This window comes from Stenotrophomonas sp. SRS1 (assembly GCF_026130205.1).
Taxonomy (GTDB): Bacteria; Pseudomonadota; Gammaproteobacteria; order Xanthomonadales; family Xanthomonadaceae; genus Stenotrophomonas; species Stenotrophomonas rhizophila_B.
Map to the genome: position 1 here is coordinate 578,841 of NZ_JAINFD010000003.1, position 25,715 is coordinate 604,555.

General features: G+C 67.9%; 26 protein-coding genes. 12 read left to right on the top strand and 14 right to left on the bottom strand.

The genetic code is table 11. The features are described from left to right. Window positions 1-2: 2 nt before the first annotated feature. From K4043_RS13490 to K4043_RS13500, 3 genes are all read right to left on the bottom strand, one after another. On the bottom strand, window positions 3-647 hold the full coding sequence (locus K4043_RS13490) for a LemA family protein (protein ID WP_265309599.1): 645 nt from the start codon (window positions 645-647) through the stop codon (window positions 3-5). A gap of 111 nt (window positions 648-758) precedes the next feature. Next, complete coding sequence (locus K4043_RS13495) at window positions 759-1,508, bottom strand: TerC family protein (RefSeq protein WP_123728386.1); 750 nt, start codon at window positions 1,506-1,508, stop codon at window positions 759-761. 54 nt (window positions 1,509-1,562) lie between these two features. Further along, window positions 1,563-1,943: a diacylglycerol kinase gene (locus tag K4043_RS13500; protein ID WP_019182439.1), complete on the bottom strand. Its 381-nt coding sequence runs from the start codon at window positions 1,941-1,943 to the stop codon at window positions 1,563-1,565. Window positions 1,944-2,175: 232 nt separating this feature from the next. On the opposite strand from K4043_RS13500, the gene K4043_RS13505 reads away from it, so the two are divergent. After that, a complete protein-coding gene (locus K4043_RS13505; protein WP_265309600.1) occupies window positions 2,176-2,883 on the top strand; it encodes an SGNH/GDSL hydrolase family protein in 708 nt (235 codons plus the stop codon). Between the two features lie 31 nt (window positions 2,884-2,914). Here the strand turns inward: K4043_RS13505 and K4043_RS13510 are convergent, their stop codons facing one another. The 3 genes from K4043_RS13510 to K4043_RS13520 all read right to left on the bottom strand — a co-directional run bounded on the left by K4043_RS13510 (window position 2,915) and on the right by K4043_RS13520 (window position 5,796). Then, window positions 2,915-4,186 carry a HAMP domain-containing sensor histidine kinase gene (locus tag K4043_RS13510; RefSeq protein WP_123728384.1) on the bottom strand — a complete coding sequence of 424 codons (1,272 nt, stop codon included), beginning with the start codon at window positions 4,184-4,186 and terminating at the stop codon, window positions 2,915-2,917. A gap of 168 nt (window positions 4,187-4,354) precedes the next feature. Next, window positions 4,355-5,068 (bottom strand): response regulator transcription factor, encoded by a 714-nt coding sequence (locus K4043_RS13515; RefSeq protein ID WP_019182442.1) that lies wholly within the window; start codon window positions 5,066-5,068, stop codon window positions 4,355-4,357. Between the two features lie 77 nt (window positions 5,069-5,145). Next, on the bottom strand, window positions 5,146-5,796 hold the full coding sequence (locus tag K4043_RS13520; protein WP_265309601.1) for an arylesterase: 651 nt from the start codon (window positions 5,794-5,796) through the stop codon (window positions 5,146-5,148). Window positions 5,797-5,916: 120 nt separating this feature from the next. On the opposite strand from K4043_RS13520, the gene K4043_RS13525 reads away from it, so the two are divergent. Together K4043_RS13525 and K4043_RS13530 are read left to right on the top strand one after the other, a co-directional pair. Beyond that, entirely contained in the window at window positions 5,917-6,519 is a 603-nt protein-coding gene (locus tag K4043_RS13525) for an ABC transporter ATP-binding protein (protein WP_123728383.1), read from the top strand. Then, the gene (locus tag K4043_RS13530) at window positions 6,516-9,002 is read left to right on the top strand and encodes an FtsX-like permease family protein (protein WP_265309602.1); all 2,487 of its coding nucleotides are present in this window, start codon (window positions 6,516-6,518) and stop codon (window positions 9,000-9,002) included. Before K4043_RS13525 ends, K4043_RS13530 begins: the two co-directional genes overlap by 4 nt. Window positions 9,003-9,309: 307 nt before the next feature. Here the strand turns inward: K4043_RS13530 and K4043_RS13535 are convergent, their stop codons facing one another. From K4043_RS13535 to K4043_RS13550, 4 genes are all read right to left on the bottom strand, one after another. Beyond that, complete coding sequence (locus K4043_RS13535; protein ID WP_265309603.1) at window positions 9,310-10,251, bottom strand: DUF6607 family protein; 942 nt, start codon at window positions 10,249-10,251, stop codon at window positions 9,310-9,312. Further along, window positions 10,251-10,841 carry a Hemin transport protein gene (locus K4043_RS13540; RefSeq protein ID WP_123728380.1) on the bottom strand — a complete coding sequence of 197 codons (591 nt, stop codon included), beginning with the start codon at window positions 10,839-10,841 and terminating at the stop codon, window positions 10,251-10,253. The genes K4043_RS13535 and K4043_RS13540 overlap by 1 nt, the downstream gene beginning before the upstream one ends. A gap of 109 nt (window positions 10,842-10,950) precedes the next feature. After that, on the bottom strand, window positions 10,951-11,148 hold the full coding sequence (locus K4043_RS13545) for a hemin uptake protein HemP (protein ID WP_019182448.1): 198 nt from the start codon (window positions 11,146-11,148) through the stop codon (window positions 10,951-10,953). 336 nt (window positions 11,149-11,484) lie between these two features. Beyond that, window positions 11,485-12,453 carry an aldo/keto reductase gene (locus K4043_RS13550; protein ID WP_123728379.1) on the bottom strand — a complete coding sequence of 323 codons (969 nt, stop codon included), beginning with the start codon at window positions 12,451-12,453 and terminating at the stop codon, window positions 11,485-11,487. A gap of 247 nt (window positions 12,454-12,700) precedes the next feature. Here K4043_RS13550 and K4043_RS13555 point away from each other — a divergent pair, with 247 nt between their 5' ends. Continuing rightward, window positions 12,701-13,999: a nucleoside transporter C-terminal domain-containing protein gene (locus tag K4043_RS13555; protein ID WP_121042760.1), complete on the top strand. Its 1,299-nt coding sequence runs from the start codon at window positions 12,701-12,703 to the stop codon at window positions 13,997-13,999. A 26-nt stretch (window positions 14,000-14,025) separates the two neighbouring features. After that, window positions 14,026-14,991, top strand: coding sequence for a ribokinase (locus K4043_RS13560; protein ID WP_265309604.1), 966 nt, complete (start codon window positions 14,026-14,028; stop codon window positions 14,989-14,991). A 397-nt stretch (window positions 14,992-15,388) separates the two neighbouring features. Here K4043_RS13560 and K4043_RS13565 read toward each other — a convergent pair whose 3' ends face one another. Further along, window positions 15,389-15,991, bottom strand: a complete 603-nt coding sequence (locus tag K4043_RS13565) for a hypothetical protein (protein WP_265309605.1) — start codon at window positions 15,989-15,991, stop codon at window positions 15,389-15,391. A 76-nt stretch (window positions 15,992-16,067) separates the two neighbouring features. On the opposite strand from K4043_RS13565, the gene K4043_RS13570 reads away from it, so the two are divergent. From K4043_RS13570 to K4043_RS13595, 6 genes are all read left to right on the top strand, one after another. Beyond that, window positions 16,068-16,982 (top strand): hypothetical protein, encoded by a 915-nt coding sequence (locus K4043_RS13570; protein WP_265309606.1) that lies wholly within the window; start codon window positions 16,068-16,070, stop codon window positions 16,980-16,982. Window positions 16,983-17,033: 51 nt separating this feature from the next. Further along, complete coding sequence (locus tag K4043_RS13575; protein WP_265309607.1) at window positions 17,034-17,609, top strand: hypothetical protein; 576 nt, start codon at window positions 17,034-17,036, stop codon at window positions 17,607-17,609. Next, the gene (locus K4043_RS13580) at window positions 17,606-18,943 is read left to right on the top strand and encodes a YcaO-like family protein (RefSeq protein WP_265309608.1); all 1,338 of its coding nucleotides are present in this window, start codon (window positions 17,606-17,608) and stop codon (window positions 18,941-18,943) included. Before K4043_RS13575 ends, K4043_RS13580 begins: the two co-directional genes overlap by 4 nt. A 14-nt stretch (window positions 18,944-18,957) precedes the next feature. Continuing rightward, complete coding sequence (locus K4043_RS13585) at window positions 18,958-19,704, top strand: SagB/ThcOx family dehydrogenase (RefSeq protein ID WP_123728372.1); 747 nt, start codon at window positions 18,958-18,960, stop codon at window positions 19,702-19,704. Window positions 19,705-19,893: 189 nt separating this feature from the next. Beyond that, a complete protein-coding gene (gene dusB / locus K4043_RS13590; protein WP_265309609.1) occupies window positions 19,894-20,886 on the top strand; it encodes a tRNA dihydrouridine synthase DusB in 993 nt (330 codons plus the stop codon). Between the two features lie 9 nt (window positions 20,887-20,895). Continuing rightward, window positions 20,896-21,723, top strand: a complete 828-nt coding sequence (locus tag K4043_RS13595) for a methyltransferase domain-containing protein (RefSeq protein WP_265309610.1) — start codon at window positions 20,896-20,898, stop codon at window positions 21,721-21,723. Window positions 21,724-21,736: 13 nt separating this feature from the next. On the opposite strand, the gene K4043_RS13600 is transcribed toward K4043_RS13595, so the two are convergent. From K4043_RS13600 to K4043_RS13610, 3 genes are read right to left on the bottom strand one after another with little or no spacing between them, the layout of a single operon-like run. Then, on the bottom strand, window positions 21,737-22,177 hold the full coding sequence (locus K4043_RS13600) for a hypothetical protein (protein WP_265309611.1): 441 nt from the start codon (window positions 22,175-22,177) through the stop codon (window positions 21,737-21,739). Then, window positions 22,174-23,250, bottom strand: a complete 1,077-nt coding sequence (locus K4043_RS13605) for a metal-dependent hydrolase (RefSeq protein WP_265309612.1) — start codon at window positions 23,248-23,250, stop codon at window positions 22,174-22,176. Before K4043_RS13605 ends, K4043_RS13600 begins: the two co-directional genes overlap by 4 nt. A gap of 48 nt (window positions 23,251-23,298) precedes the next feature. Then, the gene (locus K4043_RS13610; protein WP_265309613.1) at window positions 23,299-24,141 is read right to left on the bottom strand and encodes a UDP-2,3-diacylglucosamine diphosphatase; all 843 of its coding nucleotides are present in this window, start codon (window positions 24,139-24,141) and stop codon (window positions 23,299-23,301) included. 326 nt (window positions 24,142-24,467) lie between these two features. Between K4043_RS13610 and metK the strand changes: the two genes are divergently transcribed. Then, on the top strand, window positions 24,468-25,679 hold the full coding sequence (gene metK, locus K4043_RS13615) for a methionine adenosyltransferase (protein WP_019182462.1): 1,212 nt from the start codon (window positions 24,468-24,470) through the stop codon (window positions 25,677-25,679). Window positions 25,680-25,715 lie beyond the last annotated feature (36 nt).

Below are 25,715 nucleotides of genomic sequence, written 5' to 3' on the forward strand. Positions count from 1 at the left end.
GCTCAGTTCGCCGGCTGCGGCTGCTGCTGCGGCGCCTGTGGTGCAGGCGCCGGGGCCGGTGGCTGCGAACCGAACTTGACCGCCGGCGGCTGCGAGATCTGCGCTTCGTTCTCCACCGTGAAGTTCGGCTTGGTCGCATAGCCGAACAGCTTGGCGGTGATCACCTGCGGGAACTGGCGGATGTAGGTGTTGTAGTCCTGCACCATCTGGATGTAGCGGCCGCGCGCCACGGTGATGCGGTTCTCGGTGCCCTCCAGCTGCGCCTGCAGATCGCGGAAGCCCTGGTCGGACTTCAGGTTCGGATAGTTCTCGGTGACCACCAGCAGGCGCGACAGCGCACCGCTCAGCTCGCCCTGGGCCTGCTGGAACTGCTTGAGGGAGTCGGCATCGTCGGCGTTGACGTTGACCTGCCCCACGCGTGCACGGGCGTTGGTGACATCGGTCAGCACCTGGCGTTCCTGGTTGGCATAGCCTTCCACGGTCTGCACCAGGTTGGGGATCAGATCGGCGCGGCGCTTGTACTGGTTGAGCACCTCGGCCCAACCGGCCTTGACCTGCTCATCCTTCTGCTGGATGGCGTTGTAGCCACAACCGGACAACAGGGAGGCCAGCACGGCCAGGCACAACAAACGGGAGAACGATCGCATGGCCGGCTCCGGATCTCGATGAACGGGATCCGGAGCATGCCACGCCTGCAGTAAAGCCCGCGTAACCAGCCACGCCCCTGAGTCAGGGGGCTGCCGCTTCCCCCTACCCCCTTACCAGTTGCCGGCACCCGGCACGTGGTGGGCCACGGCGCGGCGGCGCATCAGCAGGTTCAGCCACTCCACCAGCACCGAGAAGCCCATCGCGGCGTAGATGTAGGGCTTGGGCACATGTACATCCAGGCCATCGAGGATCAGCACTGCGCCGATCAGCAGGATGAAGGCCAGGGCCAGCATCTTCACGGTCGGGTTGGCGTCGATGAAGCGGCCCAGCGGGTTGGCGGCCAGCAGCATGACCGCGACCGAGAGCAGGATCGCGGCGACCATCACCGGCACATGCTCGGCGATGCCGACGGCGGTGATCACCGAGTCCAGCGAGAACACGATGTCGATGATGGCGATCTGCGCGATGACCATGCCGAACACGGCAGAGGCCTTGGTGGTGGTCGGATCTTCGTCCTCACCGCCGGTGATCAGCTCGCGGATTTCCATGCCGCCCTTGATGATCAGGAACAGGCCACCGACGATCAGCACCAGGTCGCGGATCGAGATGCCCATCCCGGCCACCGTGAACAGGTTGGCCTGCATGTGTGCCAGATAGGCCAGCGAGACCAGCAGCAGGATGCGGGTGATGCAGGCCACGGCGATGCCGAGCTTGCGTGCGAACGGACGACGCGCCTCGGGCAGCTTGCTCACCGCGATCGAGATGAACACCAGGTTGTCGATGCCCAGCACGATTTCCAGTGCGCTCAGCGTCAGAAGGGTCAACCAGACATTGGGGTCGGACAACAACTCAAGGAACATGGACTTCCATCCTTACAGGGGGGATGACGCGCGTGACGCGTCAGAAGTATTACGTCAGAAGATCTGCGGCAGCAGGATCAGGACCCAGCACACCAGTACGTTCATCATCAGCACGAACACGGCGGCCGAGCCCATGTCCTTGGCACGCCCGGCGAGCTCGTGGAACTCCGCGCCGTAGCGTTCGATCACCGCCTCGATCGCCGAGTTGGCCAGTTCCATGGCCAGCACCAGCAGCACCGAGCCGATCATCAGTGCGCGCTCCACCGGGGTCTGGCCGAGCCAGAGCGCCAGCGGAGCGAGCACGATCAGCAGGTAGACCTCCAGCCGGAACGAGGACTCATGCAGCCAGGCCGCACGCAGCCCCTGCCACGACCACACGGCGGCCTTGAAAATACGCTTGGGGCCGCGCGGCAGGTGCCCGATTTCATCCGCCATGGGCAATCACCCGGGTCGGCAATGCGGGCCGGAACGGCAGGAACAGCACACGGCAGACAGTCATGGGCATCGCTGAATGGGGCAGGCAATCGCTCATTTTGCCATAAGCCGGCCGGGGCATTGTCGAAGGCGGCCAACGCCCGTCCGTGGTAAAGCGCGGCGCGGGGGCAGCTTCTATGATGAATGCCTACCCGTCCGGGCGCCTTCGGGCGCCCCACCACAGGAGTCGTCCATGCTGCACCGCCGTGCCCGTCCCCTTCTGCTCGCCCTTGCCCTGGGCGCCACCCTGCCCGCCCTGGCACGCACCCCGGCCCCCGCCGCACCGCAGGTACCGACCCAGGTCTCCAACGTGGCCTGGGCCGGCGACATGGCGCAGTTCGCGGCCCAGGACGCGGCCAACCCGCCGCCGCGCGGTGGCATCGAGTTCATCGGCAGCTCCTCGATCCGCATGTGGGAGGGCCTGGCCACCGATTTCCCGGGCCAGCCGGTGTTCAACCGCGGCTTCGGCGGCTCGGAAGTGCGCGACAGCACCTGGTACGCCGACCGCATCGTGATCCCGTATGCGCCCTGCAAGGTGTTCTTCTACGCTGGCGACAACGACCTCAACAGCGGCCGCAGCCCGACCCAGGTCCGCGATGACGTGGTGGCCTTCGTGCAGCGCGTGCACCGCGACCTGCCCAAGACCACGGTGGAGGTCATCTCGATCAAGCCCAGCCCGTCGCGCGCGAACCTGCTGCCCGCGGTGGTGGAAGCCAACGGGCTGATCAAGGCCGCGCTGACCACGCTGCCCAACACCGGCTACACCGACGTCTACACGCCGATGCTCGGTGCCGATGGCCAGCCGCGTGCCGCGCTGTTCCGCGAGGACATGCTGCACATGACGCCCGAAGGCTACGCAATCTGGCGCACGGCGCTGGCGCCCAAGGTGCAGTGCAACTGAGCGATCCGGGGAGGCGCGGCGCCTCCCCGACTCAACGGTAGTGGATCGTGGCCTGGGTGCCCTGCCCCGGCTCACTGGTCAGGCCGATCTTCCAGCCGAAGCGGTCACACAGCCGGCGTACGATCGACAGCCCCAGCCCGGTCCCCTGCGGGCGGCTGGGCTCAGCGCGGTAGAACGGCTCGAAGGCGCGGCCCAGCGCTTCGGGTGACATGCCGATGCCGGTATCGCGCACGACCACGCGATCCTCTTCGACATCAACGTCGATCCGCCCTTCATCGGTATAGCTGCAGGCATTGCGCAGCAGGTTGCTGACCACCACCTGCAACACCCGCGGCGGTGCGTGCAGCATCACTGGGCCGCTGCTGTGCAGATGGATCTCCACCGGCCGCCCGGCGATCAGCTCGCGGGCATTGTCCACCTCGTGGCGGACGATCTCGTTGACGTCGAACAGCTCGATCTGCGGCTCGACATCGGCCTCGCGGGCAAGGATCAGGAAGGCATCGATCACCGCTTCCATGTCGCGCCCGGCGCGCTGGATGCGCTGCAGGCCGCGGCGCAGGCGCGGGGTGATGTCCTGGTCGCCCAGCGCCATGTCGCTGGCCACGCGGATCACGGTCAGCGGGGTGCGCAGCTCGTGGCTGGCATCGCGGGTGAAGTTGCGCTCGCGCGCGACGTGCGCGGTGACCTTGGTGGCCAGCGAGTGCAGCGCGGCGGCCAGCTGACGGGTCTCGCCCTGCATGTCGGCCGGCAGCTTGGCCGGCGCCAGGTCGGCTGCTTCCGGGTGCCCGGGGTCCCAGCGCGAGACGCGGCGGGCCAGCCAGTTGACCGGCGACACCAGACGTTTGGAGGCGCGGTAGGTGATCCACGAGGCGCCATAGACCGCCAGCAGGGTCAGCAGCACCGGCACCACGCCGAACCAGAACGCCAGCATTTCCGCACGCGAACGCAGGAACACCAGGTACAGGCGACCTTCCGGCCGCGCATCGACCAACACCAGCTGGTCGTCGTCCTTGAGCTCATGGAAGCCGGGGGGGAGCGTGCGCAGGTTGGCCGGCAGGCTCAGCGGCGACTGCCCGGTCTCCAGCAGATAGCCGCGGATGTTCTGGGTATTGGGCGGCGGCTGCACCGGCGAGGCCTCGTGCAGCTGCCAGTAGTACCCGGCCTCTTCCTGCAGCGCGCTGCTGACCAGGCTGTGCTTGATCACCAACGACACCAGCCACGCACCCAGCAGGATGCCCAGGCTGGCGAGCACGGCTTGGAGGATGAAGACGATGCGGATCTTGCGCGGCAGACCGTGCGGCATTACGGGGTCCAGGGCGGTTCGCGGCGATTATAGGAAAGCTTGCCGTGAGTCCATCGTGCAAACCATGACAACGGCCCGGCAGATGCCGGGCCGTCATGCTCCAGAGGGTATCGGAGGATCGGATCGCTCATGCCGCCCGCAGGCGGCCGAGCGGCGATCGACCGCCCATCAGCTCATCGGCTGGGCGATATCGGCAATGCGGTAGCCGGCGCTCTGCACGGTATGCAGCAGCGGGCGATCAAACGGCTTGTCGATGATCTTGCGCAGGTTGTACAGATGGCTGCGCAGGGTGTCCGAGTCGGGCAGGCCATTGCCCCAGATCTCGCGTTCGATTTCCTGGCGGGTCACCACACGCGGCGATTCGCGCATGAGGATCGTCAGCAGGCGCAGGCCGATCGGCGAGAGCTGCAGTTCGGTCCCGGCACGGGTGGCGCGCATGCTGACCGGATCGAGCACGAGGTCAGCGACCTTGAGCACTTCCGAGCCGACCTGGCGACGCTCGCGGCGGATCAGCGCGCGCAGGCGGGCTTCCAGTTCCTGGATCGCGAACGGCTTGGTCAGGTAGTCATCGGCGCCGAACCCCAGGCCGGTGAGCTTGTCGTCCAGCGTGTCGCGCGCGGTCAACATCAGCACCGGCGTGGACTTGCGGGCGTCGTTGCGCAGGCGGCGACAGACTTCGATGCCGTCCAGACGCGGCAGCATCAGATCGAGCACGACCACGTCGTAGCTGTTCTCGGCCGCCAGACGATAACCGTCCAGCCCATCCTGAGCGTAGTCGACTTCGAAGCCGCGCCCTTCCAGGTACTCGCCGATCATCTCGGAAATATTACGGTTGTCTTCGACCACCAGCACCAGGCCGGAGGTCTCCTTTGTCTGACGCATGGGATTCCCTCTTTCTTCAGCTTTGTGAAACATGCCGCATCGTCAGTGGACGCGGTGTGAAGTTCCTCACACACCGATCAAAGCAGGGGTTTGAGCAGCGGCCAGACGTTGTCCAGCACCTGCGGCTGCGCAGCCGCGGTGGGGTGCAGCCCGTCGGCCTGCATCAGATTCGGCTTCAAGGCCACCCCCTCAAGCAGGAACGGCAGCAGCGGCACGTCGTACTGTTTGGCCAGCTCAGCGTAGGTCTGGCGCAGGCGCTGGCGGTAGGCCGGGCCATAGTTGGGCGGCACGTCGATGCCCAGCAGCAGCACCTTGGCGCCCGCCTTCTGGCTGGCCACGATCATCTTTTCCAGGTTGCCGCGCAGCTGGGCCGGGGTCAGCCCGCGCAGCGCATCGTTGCCGCCGAGTTCGATCACCACCACGGACGGGCGGTGCTTTTCCAGCAGGCCCGGCAGGCGGGTCAGCGCGCCGGCGGTGGTTTCGCCGCTGATGCTGGCATTGATGATCGCCGGCGGTGCCTTGATCTGTTGTTTGACCCGCTGCTGAAGCAGGTTTACCCAGCCCGACGCGGCCGGGATATTGTGGGCGGCACTGAGGCTGTCGCCGACCACCAGCACCGCCGCACGGGTGTCCGGACCTTTGGCACAGGCCAGCATCGGCATCAGCAGCAACCCTGCCAGCAGCCAGCCCATCGAGGCCACGCGGCCCATTCCACTTGCTTGGTTCATTGGAGAATCCTCATCGACAGCCTGTCCCCCCGCAGCGCGCCCGTCGCCATCGCCGCCCACAACGTGGGCAAGTCCGCACGTGGCCCGGAGGGTGAAGTCCACATACTGGACAACATTGACATGACCGTCCATGAAGGCGAGAGCGTGGCCATCGTCGGCGCTTCAGGTTCGGGCAAGACCACCCTGCTCGGCCTGCTCGCCGGGCTGGACCTGCCCAGCCACGGCACCATTGCGCTGGCCGGTGCCGAGCTCAACACGCTCGATGAGGAAGCCCGCGCACAGCTGCGCGCACGCGAGGTCGGCTTCGTGTTCCAGAGCTTCCACCTGCTGCCGGCATTGACCGCCGAAGAGAACATCGCGTTGCCGCTGGAACTGGCTGGCCGCGAAGATCCAGTGCGGGTGCGCGAGGTGCTGGAACAGGTCGGCCTGGGCCATCGTGCGCGTCACTACCCGCGCCAGCTTTCCGGTGGCGAGCAGCAGCGGGTGGCGCTGGCCCGCGCGTTCGTGGCGCGGCCGCGCATCCTGTTCGCCGATGAGCCGACCGGCAGCCTGGACCAGACCACCGGGCAGCAGATCAGCGACCTGTTGTTCGCGCTCAACGCCACCAGCGATACCACCCTGGTACTGGTCACCCATGACCTGCGCCTGGCGCAGCGCTGCGAGCGTATCTACCAGCTCGACGGTGGCCGCCTGGCCGACACCGTTGCCGGCGCAGGCGCATGAACGTCGTGCGCCATGCAGCGCGTGCGCTGCGCCGCGAATTCCTGGCCGGCGATCTGCTGACCGTGTTCGCCGCACTGGTGCTGGGCGTGGCGGTGATGACCGCCGTCGGGACATTGGTCAACCGCGTGACCCTGGCACTGACCGGCAGCGCAGCGGAGATGCTCGGCGGCGACCTGGGCCTGAGCGGCCGCGAAGACATCCCGCAGACCTTCGCCGATGCAGCGCGCCAGCGCGGCTTGGCCAACACGCGCATGGTCAGCTTCCCCAGCGTGCTGTTCCATGGCGATGACAGCCAGATGGCCAACATCAAGGCGGTCGCCGATGGCTACCCGCTGCGCGGTGAACTGCGGGTCAGCCGCACGCTGCATGACAGCGCCAGCGACACCGCAGGAACGCCGCCGCCGGGCGAAGCGTATGCCGATCCCCGCCTGATGCAGGCGCTTGGCCTGCAGGTGGGCGATGCACTGGAATTCGGCGCGGGCACATTGAACGTGACCCGCGTGCTTCAGGCCGAGCCGGACACCTCCGGTGAGCTGATGCAGCTGTCGCCGCCGCTGCTGGTGAACCGCATCGATGTGGATCGCGCCGGCCTGCTCGGGCCGGGCAGCCGCGCCTCCTACCGGATGATGTTCGCCGGTGAGCCTGCGCAGATCGCCTCCTTCCGCGAGTGGCTCACGCCGCAGGCCAAGGGCTATCGCATCGTGGGGATCGACGATACCCAGCGCGGCGTGCGCGGCGCGTTCGATCTGGCCGGGCGTTTCCTCTCGCTGGCCGCGCTGCTGGCAGTGTTGCTGGCCGGTGTCGCCACCGCGCTGGCCGCCAACCGCTTCGCGATGCGACGCATCGACCAGGTCGCCATCCTGCGCTGCCTGGGCGCGCGCCAGCGCGACATCCTCACCGCGATGGCGCTGCAGCTGGTGATGCTGGCGGTGCCGGCCTGCCTGGTGGGTATCGGGCTGGGCATGGCCGCGCAGGCCGGGCTGGTGCAGGCGCTGGGTGGATTGATTCCGAACCGCCTGCCGCTGCCGCAGGCCACACCGGCGCTGAGTGGTGCGGGCATCGGCCTGGTGCTGCTGCTGGGCTTTGGCCTGCCGCCGCTGCTGCGCCTGCGCAGCGTGCCGCCGATGCGCGTGCTCAACCGCAGCTTCGCCGCGCTGCCGCCGAGCTCGATGCTGGTCTATGCCGCTGCGCTGGCCGCGACCGTCGCGCTGACCGTGCAGGCCACCGGCGATGTAAAGCTGGCCGCGTGGGTGCTGGGCGGGCTGGCCGCGCTGGCGGCGCTGGCCGGCGCGCTCGGTGCCCTGCTGCTGTGGCTGCTGCGTGGACTGCAGCCGCGCCTGCGCGGACGCTGGAAGCTGGGGCTGGCCTCGTTGACGCGACGCCGCGGGCTGGCGGTGATGCAACTGGTCGGCCTGTCGCTGTCGCTGTGTTCGTTGCTGCTGCTGTCGGTGATCGGTCCGGGGCTGTTGGCGCAGTGGCGCGATCGCTTGCCGACCGATACGCCGAACTACTTTCTGATGAACATCCAGCCCGAGCAGCGCGATGCCGTGCTGGCCACGCTGGGTGGGCTGGGCGTGGCATCACCGGGCATCGAGCCGTTCAGCACCGGTCGCCTGCTGGCGGTCAATGATCGGCCGCCGCAGCGGCAGGCACGCGAGGACAACAGCAACGAGGATGACGATGCCAACCGGCCGGTCAATTTCTCGTGGCGGCATGATTTCCCGCCGGCCAATACGCTGCTCAGCGGGACGTTCTGGAAGGCCGGCAGCACGGCGGCGGAGGCCTCGATCGAGCAGGGCTGGGCCGAGCGCTACGGGATGACGCTGGGCGACACGGTGACGCTGCAGATGGGCGATCAGGAGCGCAGTTTCACGATCACCAGCATCCGCAAGGCGGACTGGGATTCGTTCCGGGTCAACTTCTTCCTGCTGCTCAACGAAGGTGCGGTCGCCGATGCGCCGTACAACCTGATCACCGCCTTCCATCTGCCACGCGCGCAGGCACCGGCGCTGGCCGGGCTGACGCGGGAGTACCCGAACATTTCACTGTTGGATATCGACGGCATCCTGGAGCGGGTGCGCGAGGTGGTGGATCGGGTGAGCCAGGCGGTGCAGCTGGTGATGGGGTTCAGTCTGCTGGCCGGGCTGCTGGTGCTGCTGGCGGCGTTGCAGGCGACGGCCGGTGAGCGGCGCTACGACAGTGCGGTGCTGCGGACGCTGGGGGCGACGCGCCGTCAGCTGCGCGGTGCGGTGCTGGTGGAGTTCGGTGCGCTCGGGCTGTTGTCGGCGTTGTTGGCGGTGGGCGCGGCGGCGCTGCTGGGCTCGGTGGTGGCGCGGCAGGTGTTCGAGTTGACGCTGAGTCCGCCGTGGGGGCCGTTGGTGGTGGGCGGTGCGTTGGGTGTGCTGTTGAGCATGCTGGCTGGTTGGTGGGGGACGCGGCGGATTCTGCATACGCCGCCGGCGTTGGCGCTTCGGGAGGCGTGAGTTTGGGGCGCCGTTGCATTGAAAGCGAAAGCGAAAGCGACGGCGTCCATGCGTCCACTGCCTGAAGGCTGGCGGGCAGCCCTGCCCAGGACGCGCCGTAAACCCATCCCTGGGGGCTCGTGGGCGCCATCCCTGGCGCCCTGACGGTCCCGGGCAGGGCTACCCGCCATCCTTCTCGAGGGATGGCCTTGGGCGGAGGGGAGAGCGGCGGGTCTACCGTTGGGCTCGAGTTGGTACGGCCATCGATGAGGCAATGTGCTGCTTCGAGGTTTGGCGATGGACGCGTGCGCTACCGATGGCGTCGGTGTCAGCGCGCGCTTTCTGGCGGTGCTTTTTCTACCCACTGCTGGAAGACGGCGTCGATCTCGGTGTCCACCACGGTCTTGCCGTCCTGGATGTCCTGGGCCTGGGTGAACAGCGGGATGATCATGGCCATGCCGTCGGGTTTGGTTTTCAGGTGCACGCCCGGTGCCTGCCCGAGGAAGTCGTCCCAGCGCTGGCGCACCTTCGCCCAGTAACCCGCGGTGGCGGTCCAGTAGGCGTACGCGGGGGTGAAGTCCACCTCGGTGGTTTTGTTGTACTCGTTGAAGCCGAATTCGCGCGCGATCGGTGTCTGCGTGCCGTCGGGGCGCCGCTGGATCTTGGTGTTGAACTGCTCGTGGGTCCAACCGTTGGGCGTGCGCGTGTGCCGGTTGATCACGGCCAGGGCGTTGTAGTCGCTGCGGCGGGTGTATTCGCGGCGCGGCAGGGGGCGCCAGCTGAGGTCGCTGGTCCACTCGGCGATGCCGTTGTCGTAGCGCCAGGCGCCGGTGCCGCAGTAGCGCGGTGCGTCGCTGACTTCGTAGACGCATTGGGTCCAGGCACCGGTGGTGAGCGACGTGGGAATGGGGCGCACGTGCCAGGTCTGGTCGGCAGTGAACTCGAACCGGGTCGGTGCCTGGTAGACCCAGTCCTGGCGCCAGTGCTTGGTGACGTGGCCGCTCTTCGGTTCGACCAGCAGGTGCTGCAGCACCACCCGCTTCGGGGTGTCTTCGACCACGATCACCACTTCGTTGCCACCGGTGCGTACGGCCGGCGCGCGTTCGTAGCCGGGTTTGAGCAGGACGGTTTCGTCGAAGGCGAAGTCGACGATGTATTCGCCCTGCATGGCCAGGATGCTGGCGCGGTCGCGCGCGGGGTCGGCCGGTGTGGCATGCGCACTGGCGGTGAGCGCGAGCAGCAGCGCTGCCAGGGTTTGCGAGTTCGGCATTACAGCTGGATCACCGGCATGCCGTCGGCCGTCCACGGTCCACTGCGGCGGGCCGCGGTGGCGCAGCAGCAGTCGTCGACCCAGAGCTCGCCTTCGGCGCCTTCAACGTTGCCGATCCGGCGCGCGGTGGTGGCGCCCAGGGACGACAACGATGCCAGGCTGGCGGCCAGTTCGCGGCCTTCGCCGACCTGCAGGCGCAGCGCGCACATGCGCCATGCGTCGTTGCCCAGGCGCACCGCGAGGCGTCGCCACAGACGTTCGGCGACGCCAGCGTCGTTGACCGGTTCGGGCCGTGCGGGAAACGCGGACACCAGGCGATCCCAGGCAAGGAAATCGCTGTCGGGCAGCAGATACAGGCGCCAGCAGCAGCGGCCGCGGGCATCGACGAAGCACAGGCTTTCGCGGATGCCTTCGCTGTCCATGCCCTGGCAGGCATGCGCGGAGACAGCATGTTTCCAGCCACCGAGTTCACTGCTGTCCGGGCGGTACAGGCACAACACGGTACCCAGCGAGGCCAGTTGCGCGGCCGATGGCAGGCCGGCGATGGGATGGCGGCCCGGTGGGCGGCCGACGGAAAGGGCACGGCTCATGGCGGTCTACCTGCAATCGGCGGTTGCGGGGGGAGACCCTCGACCCACGCCGTGGGCCGGAGCCGACGGCGGAGTGTCGAGGGGGAGAGAGCTGGGGGAGGCAGCGCCGTTACTTGGTCAGGATCAGCTTGTCGTTGCTGGTATGACGCAGGCGATAGAAGCGGTCGCCGTGCTGGATCAGGATTTCGCGGCGCCCCTTGAGCAGGGCTTCGCTGTCGATCACTTCTTCCGGCGGGACCACGCGGACCGGACGGTCGCGGAGGGTCAGCGTTTCGGGGCGCAGCAGTACAGCAGCTTGAGTGTTCATCGTCTGGACTCGTTGCGAGGGGCGATTCAAATGATAATGATTCTCAGTTGACAATCAACAACCATTCTCACTTTGATAGATGGCATTAATGATCGAATGCTCAACTTCGATAGTCTCAGTCAATCGCCTCAGCCAAGCGCCCTCTGCGTGTCGTCGCCCGTCGCGTGAGCTGTAGAGCCGGCCAGCGGCCGGCACTACCGTGGAGGGACGGCGCCTGTTCCAGGCGCCCTGCTCTGTTCTGCCAAGCATCCGAGCTCTGCTCGTCCCGTTTCATCTCCCGCCACACCATCGGTAGTGCCGGCCGCTGGCCGGCTCCCCGGATCCCGACAGACGCAATCAGGCAAAGACCGCTTCCACCTGCTGCCAGATGCCTTCATCGAGCTGTTCGAACAGCGCCAGTGCGCCCAGGTTTTCCTCCAGCTGGCTGACCCGGCTGGCGCCGAGGATCACGCTGGAGACATTCGGGTTGCGCAGGCACCAGGCGATCGCCAACTGTGCCGGGGAGACGCCCAGCTGCGCGGCCAGTGCGGTGTAGCGCCGCACCCGCTCGATGCGGTCGCTGCCGTCGTCCAGCACCTGCGACTTCAGCCAGCCCAGCTGTTCCTGGCCCAGCCGGGACTGCGGGTCTACGCCGGCGTTGTACTTGCCGGTCAGCAGGCCGGAGGCCAGCGGCGACCAGATCGTGGTGCCCAGTCCGGCCTCGGCATACAGCGGCGCGTACTCGCGCTCCACCCGCTCGCGGTGCAGCAGGTTGTACTGCGGCTGCTCCATCGAGGGCGCATGCAGGTTGCGCGCGCGGGCGATGTCCACCGCCTCCTGGATCTGCGCGGCCGACCACTCCGAAGTCCCCCAGTACAGCACCTTGCCCTGGCGGATCAGGGTGTCCATGGCCTGCACGGTCTCGGCGATCGGGGTGTCCGGATCCGGGCGATGGCAATAGTAAAGGTCCAGATACTCCACCCGCAGGCGCTTGAGCGCGGCGTGGCAGGCATCAGTGACGTGCTTTCGCGAGAGGCCGTGCTGGGTCGGGCGCGGGTCGTCGACGGCACCGAAGAACACCTTGCTGGAAACGCAGAAGCCATCGCGTGGCAGGCGCAGGTCGGCGATCACATCGCCCATCACCTGCTCGGCGCGGCCGCGCGCATAGCCCTCGGCGTTGTCGAAGAAGTTGACCCCGGCATCCCAGGCGGTGGCGATCAGCTTGCGGGCCTCATCGCGGCCGATCTGGTCACCGAAGGTCACCCAGGCCCCGAAGGACAGGGCCGAGAGCTTCAGGCCGGTGGAGCCAAGACGGCGATAGAGCATGTGGTTCTCCTGCTGCGGGCCCGCGACCGGGCCGGATCGATGCGGTAAGTGTAGAGGGTGGCATGCAGCGCGCGCAGGGCGTACACCGTGATCTCACGGCCCGTGACACGCCGCACGGAAACCGGGCCATGCCTTGCCGATACAGGCCCGATCACGACCGATCGGCTCGCAGACGCTGCTTTTCCTTGCCCCGCCCTTGCCGCTGCTCTAGGCTTCCCGTTTTTCGCGGCGCCCCAAGGGAAGTCTCATGGTCGAAGGTTTGGGCAGGATTGGCTTCGGCCTGTTCGGGTTGGCAGTGCTGATCGGCATTGCCTGGTTGTTCTCGAACAACAAGCGGGCTGTCGACTGGCGCCTGGTCGTCACCGGTATCGCACTGCAGATCGCCTTCGCGGCGGTGGTGCTGCTGGTCCCGGGTGGCCGCGATGTGTTCGACGCGCTGGGCAAGGGCTTCGTCAAGATCCTGGAGTTCGTCAACGCCGGCTCCGGCTTCATCTTCGGCAGCCTGATGGACACCAGCCAGTTCGGTTTCATCTTCGCCTTCCAGGTACTGCCGACCATCATCTTCTTCTCGGCGCTGATGGGGGTCATGTACCACCTCAACGTGATGCAGATGATCGTGCGCGGCATGGCCTGGGCGATCACCAAGATCATGCGCGTGTCCGGCGCGGAAACCACCAGCGTCTGCGCGAGCGTCTTCATCGGCCAGACCGAAGCCCCGCTGACGGTGCGCCCGTACATCGCCAAGATGACCCAGTCCGAGCTGATCACCATGATGATCGGCGGCATGGCACACATCGCCGGCGGCGTGCTGGCCGCGTACGTGGGCATGCTCGGTGCCGGTGATCCGGTCGAACAGGCCTTCTACGCCAAGCATCTGCTCGCCGCGAGCATCATGGCCGCCCCGGCGACCCTGGTGGTGGCCAAGCTGCTGGTGCCCGAGACCGGCACCCCGCTGACCCGCGGCACGGTCAAGATGGAAGTGGAGAAGACCTCCAGCAACATCATCGACGCTGCCGCAGCCGGTGCGGGCGATGGCTTGAAGCTGGCACTGAACATCGGTGCGATGCTGCTGGCCTTCATCGCCCTGATCGCCCTGATCAACGCCCCGCTGACCTGGCTGGGTGACATCACCGGCCTGGCCGCGCTCATCGGCCGCCCGACCGACCTGTCCACCCTGTTCGGCTTCCTGCTGGCCCCGATCGCCTGGGTGATCGGTACCCCGTGGGCCGATGCCACCACCGTGGGCTCGCTGATCGGCCAGAAGGTCGTGATCAACGAGTTCGTGGCGTATTCGGAACTGGCCAAGATCATCCGAGGCGAGGTGCCGGGCACGGTGCTGTCGGCCGAAGGCCGCCTGGTCGCCACCTACGCGCTGTGCGGTTTTGCCAACTTCAGCTCCATCGCGATCCAGATCGGTGGTATTGGTGGTCTGGCGCCGGAGCGTCGCCACGATCTGGCCAAGTTCGGCCTGCGTGCGGTGCTCGGCGGTACCATTGCCACCTTCATGACGGCGACCATCGCCGGCGTGCTGACGCATTTCAGCTGATATCCGTTCTTTGAGAAACAGTCTTTATGAGTAGCAGTGTCGTCGTAATCGGTTCCTTCAATGTGGATCATGTCTGGCGTTGTGAGTCGCTCCCGGCCCCGGGTGCGACCATTGCCGGCCGCTACAGCACCGGTCCCGGCGGCAAGGGCTTCAACCAGGCCGTGGCCGCCCGCCGTGCCGGCGCGCCGACCACGTTCCTGTGCGCGCTGGGCAATGACGCCGGCGGTGCGATGGCGCGCGGCCTGGCCGAGCAGGACGGCTTCGCGCTGACCGCCGAGGCCAGCAGCGAGCCGACCGGCACCGGCGGCATCTATGTCGACAGCCGCGGCCGCAACACCATCGTGATCGGCCCGGGCGCCAACGCCGCGTTGAGCCTGGACTTCGTCGAACAGCAGCGCGCGCTGCTGTCCGGCGCCAAGGTGGTGCTGGCGCAGCTGGAATCGCCGGTGGAAACCATCGAAGCGGCCCTGGCAATCGCCCGCGAGGCCGGTGCCACCACCGTGCTCAACGTGGCGCCTGCCGATGCCCCGTCCAGCATCGGCCTGCTCAAGCTGGCCGATGTGCTGACCCCGAACGAGACCGAGTTCGCTGCCCTGCTTGGCCGTCATGTCGGCGAGCGCGTGGATGCCAACGACGTCGCCGCGCTGGACGGCGCCAGCCTGCATGCGCTGTGCCGCAAGCTGGTCGGCAACGGCACCGTGGTGGTGACGCTGGGTTCGGTCGGTGTGTTCGTGTCGCACGCTGAAGAGAACCTGCGTGGCGATACCCAGCCGTACTACCGCGTCGGCGCCGAGCAGGTGCAGGTGCTGGACACGACCGGTGCAGGCGATGCGTTCAACGGTGCGCTGGTTGCCTCGATCGCGCAGGATCCGGAGGCGGCGTTTGCCCGCCACGTGCGTTTCGCCAATCAGTTCGCCGGTCGTTCGACCGAGAAGGAAGGCGCCGCCGCGGCGATGCCGCACTTCACCCCGGGTGATGCCGAGAACAAGTAAGCGTCACCGGTGTGGATACCGAGAGGCCAGCGTTCGCGCTGGCCTTTTTTTTGGTTCTGCTCCTGCTTGCATGGAATGCACGAAGCGACCTCTGGGCCTTTCGATGCGCGGCGGCCGGGTGGTTGAGCGCTGGGGCGCGATGCCCTTGCCGGCGAATGTCCCCCGGCGTCGGCCTGCGGCCGCCACCTCCTCCTTGATTTCGCCCACAAGGGCATCGCGCCCCACGTGTCCAGACCACTGGCGCCGTATGGAAAGCACCGGTTTCCCTTCTGCCTACCGCGAGCCGGAGCCCCGTAGCGGCCGGTAGGCTCCTGGGCAAAATCAAGGAGGAGGCCGTCGCCGCGAGGCGGCGGCCGGGGGACATTTGCCAAGGGGCCTGCCGGTCGCTACGGGGCCCTCACGCTCGCGGTAGACCACGTGGCAACGGCACGCAGTGCGTGATCCACAGCGCCAGCGCACCGACCAACAGCCCGGCGAGCACATCCAGCAGATCGTGCTGCCAGGTAGTGAGCGTCGAGACCAGGATCAGCCCACAGGCGCCGTTCCACAGCCAGCACACCGCTGCCGCATCCGCCTGCAGCGACTGCCGCCATGTCTGCCAGACCACCACCAGTACCGCAGCGTGCAGCGACGGCGCCATGTTGAAGGGCGCTTCGAACGCGCGCAGTTGTGCGAACAGCAGGCCGCTCGCGCCCTCCGGCTGCGGCAGCACACGCACATTGACGGTCGGCCAGCACACGAAGGCAAGCATGCAGGCGGCCTGCACCAGCGCGATGGCCAGCGCATGGCGGCGCAGGGCCGATCGGGTCGGGCACAGGAAGAACGTCAGCGGGTACAGCAGGTTCAGCGCCAGGTACGGCCAGATCGACCACGCCCAGAACGGGATCGCTTCGTCCCAGCGACCGTGCAGACTGTAGGTGTGCGCCTGGCTGGCCGCCCAGTGGTTCGTCCAACTGTAGCCATGGATGAACATCGCACCGAGCAGCAGCATCCACAGCATCGCCTCGCGCCAGGGCGGCTGGGGGACGGACGCGTTGGCAACAGGCGGCGTGGGCACGCGCGCACCGTAGCAGAACGTGGCCCGCCTGTTTGCCGCTATCCTTGCGGTTTCGCGGATACACGGACTGTACGCAGTGGCAACAGCAGGCAGTCAGGAACACGCAGGCCCGCACGTGGGCGAACCGCGCTGGACGCGCAATCCAGCGTGGGCGCTGTTTTCGCAGACCCATGCGCAGCGACAGTTGCTGCTGGTGTCCGGTGGCGCCGACGAACTGTATGTGGTCGATGAGGCCGATACCCCGACGGTCATCGAACGGATCCTCGGCCACTGGGAAAACGACACGCTGGCGATCCTGCAGGACGATGCCGAGTGCGGCCCGGCGGTCCGCCAGTTGATACGTCTCGGCGTCTTGGCGCCGCTGGCGGCCGTGCGCAAGGTGCGACGCTACGCAATCGACTGGCTCGGCGAACCGCTGCCCGGATTGGCCGACGCCTTCGACCAGCATGCCGGCGCGGATCTGCAGCGCGTCGATGCCGTCGCTGATGCCGACCTCCTCGTGCTGGTCCGGCACGGGGTGGGCTGGGAACAGGCCTTGGCCCGCTACCGCACGCAGATCCCGGCACAACCGCATCTGCTGCTCGACCTCAGCTATCACCACACGCTCGCGCTGGGCCCCTATGTGGTGCCCGGCCAGAGCGCCTGTGTGTATTGCCTGGGCAACCGGGTGCTGCGCCGCTGGGGCGAAGCACCCGTGCCGGCGATGCCGGCGGTCGCAGCGCAACCGGCACGGATCGCGGCGCTGGTCGCGCCGTTGCTGGATCAGCCGCCGCTGTTGCTGGCCTATCTCGAACGCAGCGTCTGGCTCGACCTGCATCGCCTGCACGGCGAGCGCGACCGGGTGCTGCGGCTGCCGTGGTGCCCCGCCTGCCAGGATGGCGAAGCGTCGCTGCCGTCACCGCTGTCCTTGCCCTGGGACACCGGGCGCCCGTGATAATGTGCGCCACGCGCCGGGCGTTTCCGCCCCGGTCAATGGAGTGACCTCATGTATCGCCTGCCGACCCAGTTCGATGCCAGTGCCTCACGCCAGGACCTTGCCGCGGCAGGCGGCGGCTCGACGTCGACCACCTGCAGTTCCTGCATCGTCACCCTGCTCGGCACCTCGGTGCTGTCGGCGGTGGTGCTTGGCAAGCTGGACCCCGTAACGCCTGCCGCCGTCAGCAGCGACGCACACGCCACGGTCGCCAGCGTCGACACCCGTACGGACCTCCCCCCCCAGCCACCTGCGTTGCCGCAGGCACCGATCAGCGCTGCGACGCCGGACCGTCAGCAGACACCTGTCGCTGTCGTGCCGGTGGCCGGATTGAGCCGCACCAGTCGGGTGTTGCTGGGGCTGTTCGCCTTGCCGCTGGCCGCGATCGGCGGCGGCATTTTCGGCACCGCCAACCCGATATTCGGCCTGTTCGTCGCCGTCGGGCTGTATGTCGGGATTTACGCCCTCGTCTACGAGCGCTCGGGGCGGTCGCTCGGGCGCGGCATCGGCATCGGCATCGCCCTGCTGCTGGGCCTGTTCGTGGTCGGCGCACTCGAGATGATGCTCTGGCTGAGCGTGATGAAATGAGCCGCGCCGCCGTGCAGGCGGCGCAGCCGGAAACGCCCACGCTGTCCTCGCACCTGCTGCATGGCGCGGCGCGTTCGCGCTGTGGTCTGGTACGCCCGGCGCAGCCGATCGAGGCCAGTCCCTGCGATGCAACCGGGCCGTTGTTCGACGGACGGCGCGTGCACAACGCCGCCACGCCGGCCGATCCGGCCAATCCCTGGCAGGGGGTGTCAGGCGCGGTCGCCCTGGATGCCGAGGCGGCCGCCGATGGCGCGGTCGCCGAGGCACTGGAGCGGCTGGCGGCAGCGCAGGCGAGCGTGGAGGTGCGTCGCCGTGATGCGCTGACACCCGCACACCGCCTGGACGAATCGGCCTTCGCCCTGTTCTCGCCACGCCAACGCGCCACGCCCGGCTTCCCGTGGCCGATGCCCGAACGCGATGAAGATCTGTTCGCAGCGGTGCATGCGCTCGATGACAACCGCAGGGTCTGGGTACCGCAGGAACTGGTCGGACTGGGGCCTCGCCGTGGCCTGGCGCGCTTGCCGTCGACGTCCAGTGGGCTGGCGGCGTGGCGCGATGGCCGCGATGGCGCCTGGCTGGCGCTGTTGCGGGCCGCGCAGGAGCTGCTGGAACGCGATGCACTGGCGGTGACATGGCTCAACGGCGTGGCCGGCCGGCGGATCGCGTTGCCACCGCAATGGCACGCCCATGTGGACGCGCGTGGCGGTGAACTGCAGGCCTTCGACCTGACCCAGCACTGGAACCCGCACCCGGTGATCGCGGTCGCGGGCGGCATCCCGTTCGAAGGCCGCCCCCGCCACGTGCTGGGCATCGCCTGCCGCGCCGATCCGGGCGAGGCACTGCACAAAGCGCTGCTGGAATGGCAGCAGGCGCTGACCTTTGCCGCGCATCTGTGTGGCCGCGAAAGCGCCCGGCTGCCGCGCGATCCCGCAGCACTGCGCAGTTTCGATGAACATGCCGCGTTCTACACCCTGCGCCCGGAGCTTTGGCCGCAGCTGCCGCTGTTCGGGGAGGCGGGCGACAGCACCTTGCAGCTGCCCCCGCCACGCGCAGCGATCCGGCCCGCCGCACCGCGCGCCATCGCCGAGCTCGATCAGCTGCGCCGCCAGCTCGGCAGTGCCGGCATCGCGCTGTACTACCGCGAGTTGACCACCGCCGATGTCGCCGCAGCCGGGCTGCGCGTGATGCGGGTGCTGTCGCCGCAGCTCAGCGGCCTGCATGCCGACGAGCGTGCGCCGTTCCTCGGCGGCCGTTGCCGGGACGTGGCCTGGCGATATCCCGGCGTGCCGCACCGCGGCGCGTTTCCCAATCCCTTTCCGCATCCCTTGGGTTGATCCACGAGGACCGCATGCCGTCTCCGCCTCCCCCTTGGCACGATGCACCGCTGTTCCATCTGTTCTGGCACAACGGCGAACTCACGCCTGCGCGCGCGGAGGTGATGCGCACGCGCATCGCCGAGGATGCCGCGCGTGCCTGGTCGCCGCCGCGGCCGTTGCATGCAGCCGCCGGCATCGCCCTGCCGGACCCGGTGCTCCCCGGTGACGCTCTGGCACAGCGCCACAGTGGCCGCCGCTTCGGTGACGCGCGTTGGGGCGCCAAGGAGCTGGGCCGCGTGCTGGCCCCGCTGCGGGCCCGGCCCGGCGACAGTGACACGCGGCGCCTGCCGTCCGGCGGGGCCAAGTATCCGATCCAGGCCTATGCCGCGCTGTACGGCAGCGACGATGCATTCGCCGCAGAGCCAGGCATCCATTGGTACGACCCGCTTGAACATGCGCTGGTGCCGGTAGCGCCCTGCCCCACATGGCCGGCGCTGGCCAGGCTGCTCGGTGTGGATTGGCCGGAGCGGCCAGCGGCGGTGCTGTTCCTGATCGCCGAGCCGAGTGGAACGCTGGCCAAGTACGGTGAACGCGGAGGCCGCTTCGTGTTGATCGAGGCCGGGGTCTGGCTGGGGGCGCTGGGCCAGGAAGTGGCGGCGATGAACGCCGCCGGCTGCGCGATCGGCTCGTTCGACGACGCTGCCGTGCTGGCCCTGCTCGGGCTCGACCCGCAGCGGCATCTGGCCGTGCTGGCCTATGCGTGTGGTCCCGCGCCCTGAACAACCGCCGGTGTCGCAACGCCGGCTGCGCAGGGCGTAACTGCCCAGCATCCCCGGCCATTGGGGACGACGGAAGCAATCGTCAAGCATATGCTCATGACCGGAGCGCATCAGGCCCTTCCAGATCGGCCTGAACAGGTGACGGTGCCTGCGTGGTTGCCGGCCAGCGGCCGGCACTACAATGCCCGCATGCAGATTGGCCCCTACAACATCCAGCCCAACGTGGTGCTGGCGCCGATGGCCGGTGTCACCGACAAGCCCTTCCGCCTGCTGTGCAAACAGCTGGGTGCAGGCTTGGCCGCCTCGGAGATGACCATCTCCGATCCGCGCTTCTGGAACACCCGCAAATCGCTCCACCGCATGGACCATGCCGGCGAGCCGGACCCGATCAGCGTGCAGATCGCCGGGACCGAGCCGCAGCAGCTGGCCGAGGCGGCGCGCTACAACGTGGACCACGGCGCGCAGATCATCGACATCAACATGGGCTGCCCGGCCAAGAAGGTGTGCAACGCCTGGGCCGGTTCGGCGCTGATGCGCGATGAGGATCTGGTCGCGCGCATCCTGACCGCCGTGGTCAACGCGGTGGACGTACCGGTCACCCTGAAGATCCGCACCGGCTGGGACTGCGACCACCGCAATGGCCCGCTGATCGCCCGCATCGCCGAGGACAGCGGCATCGCCGCGTTGGCCGTGCACGGGCGTACCCGCGACCAGCATTACACCGGCACCGCCGAGTACGAGACCATCGCCGCGATCAAGGCCGCGCTGCGCATTCCGGTGATCGCCAACGGCGACATCGATTCGCCGCAGAAGGCCGCGCAGGTGCTCAAGCAGACCGGCGTGGATGCGGTGATGATCGGTCGCGCCGCCCAGGGCCGCCCGTGGATCTTCCGCGAGGTGGCGCACTACCTGGCCACCGGCGAACTGCTTGCGCCGCCGTCGGTCGCCGAGGTACGCAACCTGCTGCTGGGCCACCTGCATGCGCTGCATGATTTCTATGGCGAGCAGCAGGGCGTGCGCATCGCGCGCAAGCACCTGGGCTGGTACGCCAAGGACCGGCCGGAAAACGCCGCCTTCCGTGCGGTGGTCAACCGCGCCGAGGATGCGGCCAGCCAGGTCGCCCTGACCACCGAATATTTCGACGCCCTCGCCGCCGGCGAGTCGTTGTCGTCCGCTGCCTGAGCCTTCGCCATGACCCCGCCCATCACTGCACCGACCTATCTCCACGGCTTCTCCGATACCGAGCAGCACCGCCTGGTCACCCAGTCGCGCCTGTTCGAATCGAGCATCTTCAGCGGCATCGATTACGGCGGCGCCACGCGCCTGCTGGAAGTCGGCAGCGGCGTGGGCGCACAGACGGACATCCTGCTGCGGCGGTTCCCGGAACTGCATGTCACCGGCGTGGACCTGAGCGAGGCGCAGCTGGCCACCGCCGCCGCCAACCTGGCCAGGACGCCATGGTGCCGCGAGCGCTACACACTGCTGCAGGCCGATGCCGGCAACCTGCCGTTCGGCGCGCGCGAGTTCGACTCGGCCTTCCTGTGCTGGGTCCTGGAGCATGTGCCCTCACCGGCGCGGGTACTCAACGAAGTGCGCCGCGTGCTGGTGCCGGGCTCGCCGGTGTACGTCACCGAAGTGATGAACGCCTCGTTCCTGCTCGATCCGTACTCGCCGCATATCTGGCGCTACTGGATGGCCTTCAACGATTTCCAGTACGACCACGGTGGCGATCCGTTCGTCGGTGCCAAGCTCGGCAACCTGCTGCTGGCCGGTGGCTTCCGCGACGTGCACACCGAGATCAAGACCATCCACCTGGACAACCGCGAACCGGCCCGTCGCAAGACCATGATCGCGTTCTGGGAGCAGCTGCTGTTGTCGGCCGCCGATCCGTTGCTGGAGGCCGGCCTGGTCGACCAGGAAACGGTGGACGGCATGCGCCGCGAGTTCAGCCTGGTCCAGAACGACCCCAACGCGGTGTTCTTCTTCTCCTTCGTGCAGGCCCGCGCAACGGTGTATTGATCGCGGCGCGGCGCTAGCGCGTCGCCCAGGCGACCAGGGTTACCACGACCGCTGCCGCCAGCAACACCCAGATACCCAGTCCGCCCCGATCCCCCGGGGCCACGGTGCTGCCACCGGCGGTGTTGCGCGCGCCTTCGCGCGGGCGTGCGGTGGGTGTGTTGCCCACTTCCAGGGTACCGGTGGCCGGCCGCTGGCTGCGCTCGGTGATCTTGTTCTGCATGCGCCGCGCCCGCTCGGGATCGACCTTGCGCAGCTCGTCCAACAGCACCTGCTGCTGGCGCGCGCGGTCCGGCTGCGCCTTGGCCTTGTGCAGGATCTCGCGCAACGGCACCGCCGGCTGCTCGGCGGAGCGGCCCGGGGTCACATCCAGCAACAGCGCGCGGTATTCCGGCGGCACATCGGCCAGCCGCGTGTAGCGCGTGCCATTGATCTCCATTTCAAACCGTTCGGTCACGGTGCCTCCGTCCAACCTGCCTTCGGTGCGATCACGTCGGTGCTAGGCGGCGCATGCCAGATGCGCTGCCACAGGGCCGCGAACCGGCGCTTCAGCATCGTCCTGCCCTGCTCCCCTTCATACGCCGGGCGCAGCTGTCGCGGCGTGATCGCAGCCCAGCCCTCGCCCTCGGCCCGCGCAACCGCGAAGGTGAAGGTGTAGTCCGGCTCCAGGCCCATGCGCAGATCGCTGAGCCGCAGTTCGCCATCGACCACCTGGGCACGCATGAAGCCGCGGTTGAACCAGTTCAGCCGCTGCACGGCCGGCAGCTCGGCCGCCTGGCGCAGGGCCTGCACGTTGGAGGGATGGCCCTCGAAGGTCATCGGGCCGTGGTCGGCGATCAGCGAGCGTTCGCCGATCACGTAGCCGTTGGGCGTCGTCGCCACCACCTGCCAGAGCAGTGTGTTGAATGGCATCGCCACCGAGAAGCGCGGCGCATCGCCCAGCCCCATCGCCGCCAGGGCGCGGTCGGCTTCGCGATCGACGGTGTGCTTGGCCAGCAACGACCAGCCCAGGTAACCACTGCTTAGCACCAGCCCGGCCACCAGCGCCTTCTGCGCCAACGGACGCGCCCGCGCGAACCATGCCACTGCGCAGGCGAGCAGCAGCCAAACGGTGTACAGCGGGTCGATGATGAAGACGCTGGCCCACATCGTCGGGTGCGGGGTGAACGGCCACCACAGCTGGGTGCCGTAAACGGTGAAGGCATCCAGCAGCGGATGGGTGATCAGCGCCAGCAGGATCGCCCAGAACCAGCGCCCCGGTGCCTGCGCCACGCGGCCGTGACCGAACCGCTTGAACAGCCACCAGATCAGCGCGGCCACCCACGGCAGCACCAGCAGCGAGTGGCTGTAGCTGCGGTGTTCGACCATCAGCGCCACGGGATCGGCAGCAGTGAAGGCCAGTACCAGCGCATCCAGGTCCGGCAGGGTGCCGAGTGCGGCACCGGCCAACAGGGCAGCGCGGCGATGGCCGGCCGGGGCGATGGCGGCGGCGACTGCGCCGCCGAGAACGATCTGGGTAAAGGAGTCCATCGGCCGATGCTAGCAGCCGGGACTGGTCATGCGCCTCTGCCGTTTTGCTCAGGCCGCTTTGGCCAAAGCGGCGCTGCCGGGCAGCGCCACCAGGGTCTGCCCGGTGTGATCCAGCAGCCGCAGGCTCCCATCCGGGTCTTCAGCCAACGCGGTCAGGCTTTCCACCCAGTCGCCGTCGTTGGCATAGATCAGCCCGTCGCGTTCGACCAGCGCGGCACGGTGGATATGCCCGCAGACGATGCCATCCAGACCGCGCCGCCGCACATCCTCAAGCCCGGCCTGGACGAAGCGCTCGATGTAGCGCTCGGCCGCGCCGCTGCGCTTCTTGAGGAATTCGGAGAGCGACCAGTAGCGCTGGCCGAGCCGTCGTCGCGCGGCATTGAGCAGGTGGTTGCCGGTGAGGATGCGGTAGTACAGCCAGTCCCCGAACTTCTCCTGCAGACCTCCGAAGTGAGTGACACCGTCGTAGTCATCGCCGTGCACGACCAGCAGCCGGCGCCCGTCGGCGGTCACATGGATCGCCCGCCGACGCACCTGCATGGCCGGCAGCATCAGCCCGCAGACCTTGCGCAGCGAGGCATCGTGGTTGCCGGGGATGTAGATGATCTCGGTGCCGGTGCGCTGCAGCGCGTGCAGCGCCTGGATCACCTCGCTGTGGGCCGGCCGCCAGGCGGCCCGGCGGTGCGCCATCCACCACAGGTCGATGATGTCGCCCACCAGATACAGGCGTTCGCAGCGCAGCTCGGCCAGGAACCGGGCCAGTTCGGCGGCATGGCAGTGGCGTGAGCCCAGGTGCACGTCAGACAGGAAGACGGCCCGCCGATGGGGCGCCAGGGTCGTTACGGGCCGCGGGGCGGCCTCCCGCGCGTCGCGCTGCTCGAATGCGTGCATGGCGTGCTCCTCAGCTCCGGCGGCCGGATGCGCCGAAGCCTGCACGGCCCCGGCGACAGCCCGATGGCGGTTTGACGACGGCCGGGTGACACGCTCAGGACTGGAGCGTCTGCCACGCCCGCCGACCGGGAGGGCCCGCTGGCCATTTGTCACGCCCGTGGAACACTGGGCGGCGACGCTGGGACGCAATCCCGTCACATAGGGCCCTGCGACGGGCACGCGAGCTTAACCACCGGCAACCCGTGCTGACGCACAATGCAAGTGCGCGACTGGCCGTGTATCATTCGCGGCCATCTTTCCATCCGAATCAAAGGATATTACGCCTGATGTCCAGCTACCTGTTCACCTCCGAATCGGTCTCCGAAGGCCATCCGGACAAGATTGCCGACCAGATCTCCGATGCGGTGCTGGACGCGATCCTGACCCAGGACAAGCGTGCGCGCGTGGCCTGCGAAACCATGGTCAAGACTGGCGTGGCTATTGTCGCCGGTGAAATCACCACCAGCGCCTGGATCGACCTGGAAGCCTTGACCCGCAAGGTGATCCTGGACATCGGCTACGACAGCTCCGACGTCGGCTTCGACGGCGCGACCTGCGGCGTGCTGAACCTGATCGGCAAGCAGTCGCCGCACATCGCCCAGGGCGTGGACCGCAAGAAGCCCGAAGAAATGGGCGCTGGCGACCAGGGCCTGATGTTCGGCTATGCCACCAACGAGACCGACAGCTACATGCCGGCCGCGATCCACCTGTCGCACCGCCTGGTCGAGCAGCAGGCCAAGATCCGCAAGAAGAAGAACTCCCCGCTGTCCTGGCTGCGCCCGGATGCCAAGAGCCAGGTCACCCTGCGCTATGAAAACGGCGCCGTCTCGGCCATCGACGCGGTGGTGCTGTCGACCCAGCACGCCCCGGGCGTGAAGCAGAAGGACCTCATCGAGGCCGTCCGCGAAGAGATCATCAAGCCGGTGCTGCCGGCCAAATGGCTGCACAAGGGCACCAAGTTCCACATCAACCCGACCGGCAAGTTCGAGATCGGCGGCCCGGTGGGCGACTGTGGCCTGACCGGCCGCAAGATCATCGTCGACACCTACGGCGGCTGGGCCCGTCACGGTGGTGGTGCGTTCTCGGGCAAGGATCCGTCCAAGGTCGACCGTTCGGCGGCTTACGCGGCCCGTTACGTCGCCAAGAACGTCGTTGCCGCCGGCCTGGCCGACCGTTGCGAAGTGCAGGTCTCCTACGCCATCGGCGTGGCCGAGCCGACCTCGATCTCGGTCACCACCTTCGGCACCGGCAAGATCAGCGATGACAAGATCGAGAAGCTGATCCGCAAGCATTTCGACCTGCGCCCGTACGGCATCATCCAGATGCTGGACCTGATCCACCCGATGTACCAGCAGACCGCGGCCTACGGCCACTTCGGCCGCAAGGCCAAGGAGTTCAGCTACACCAACGGTGCTGGCGAACAGGTCAACGCGACCGCCTTCTCCTGGGAGAAGACCGATCGCGCCGCCGCCCTGCGCGCGGATGCGAAGTTGAAGTAAGCCGTCGCATCGGGCTCCGCCCGACGTCGATTGGAA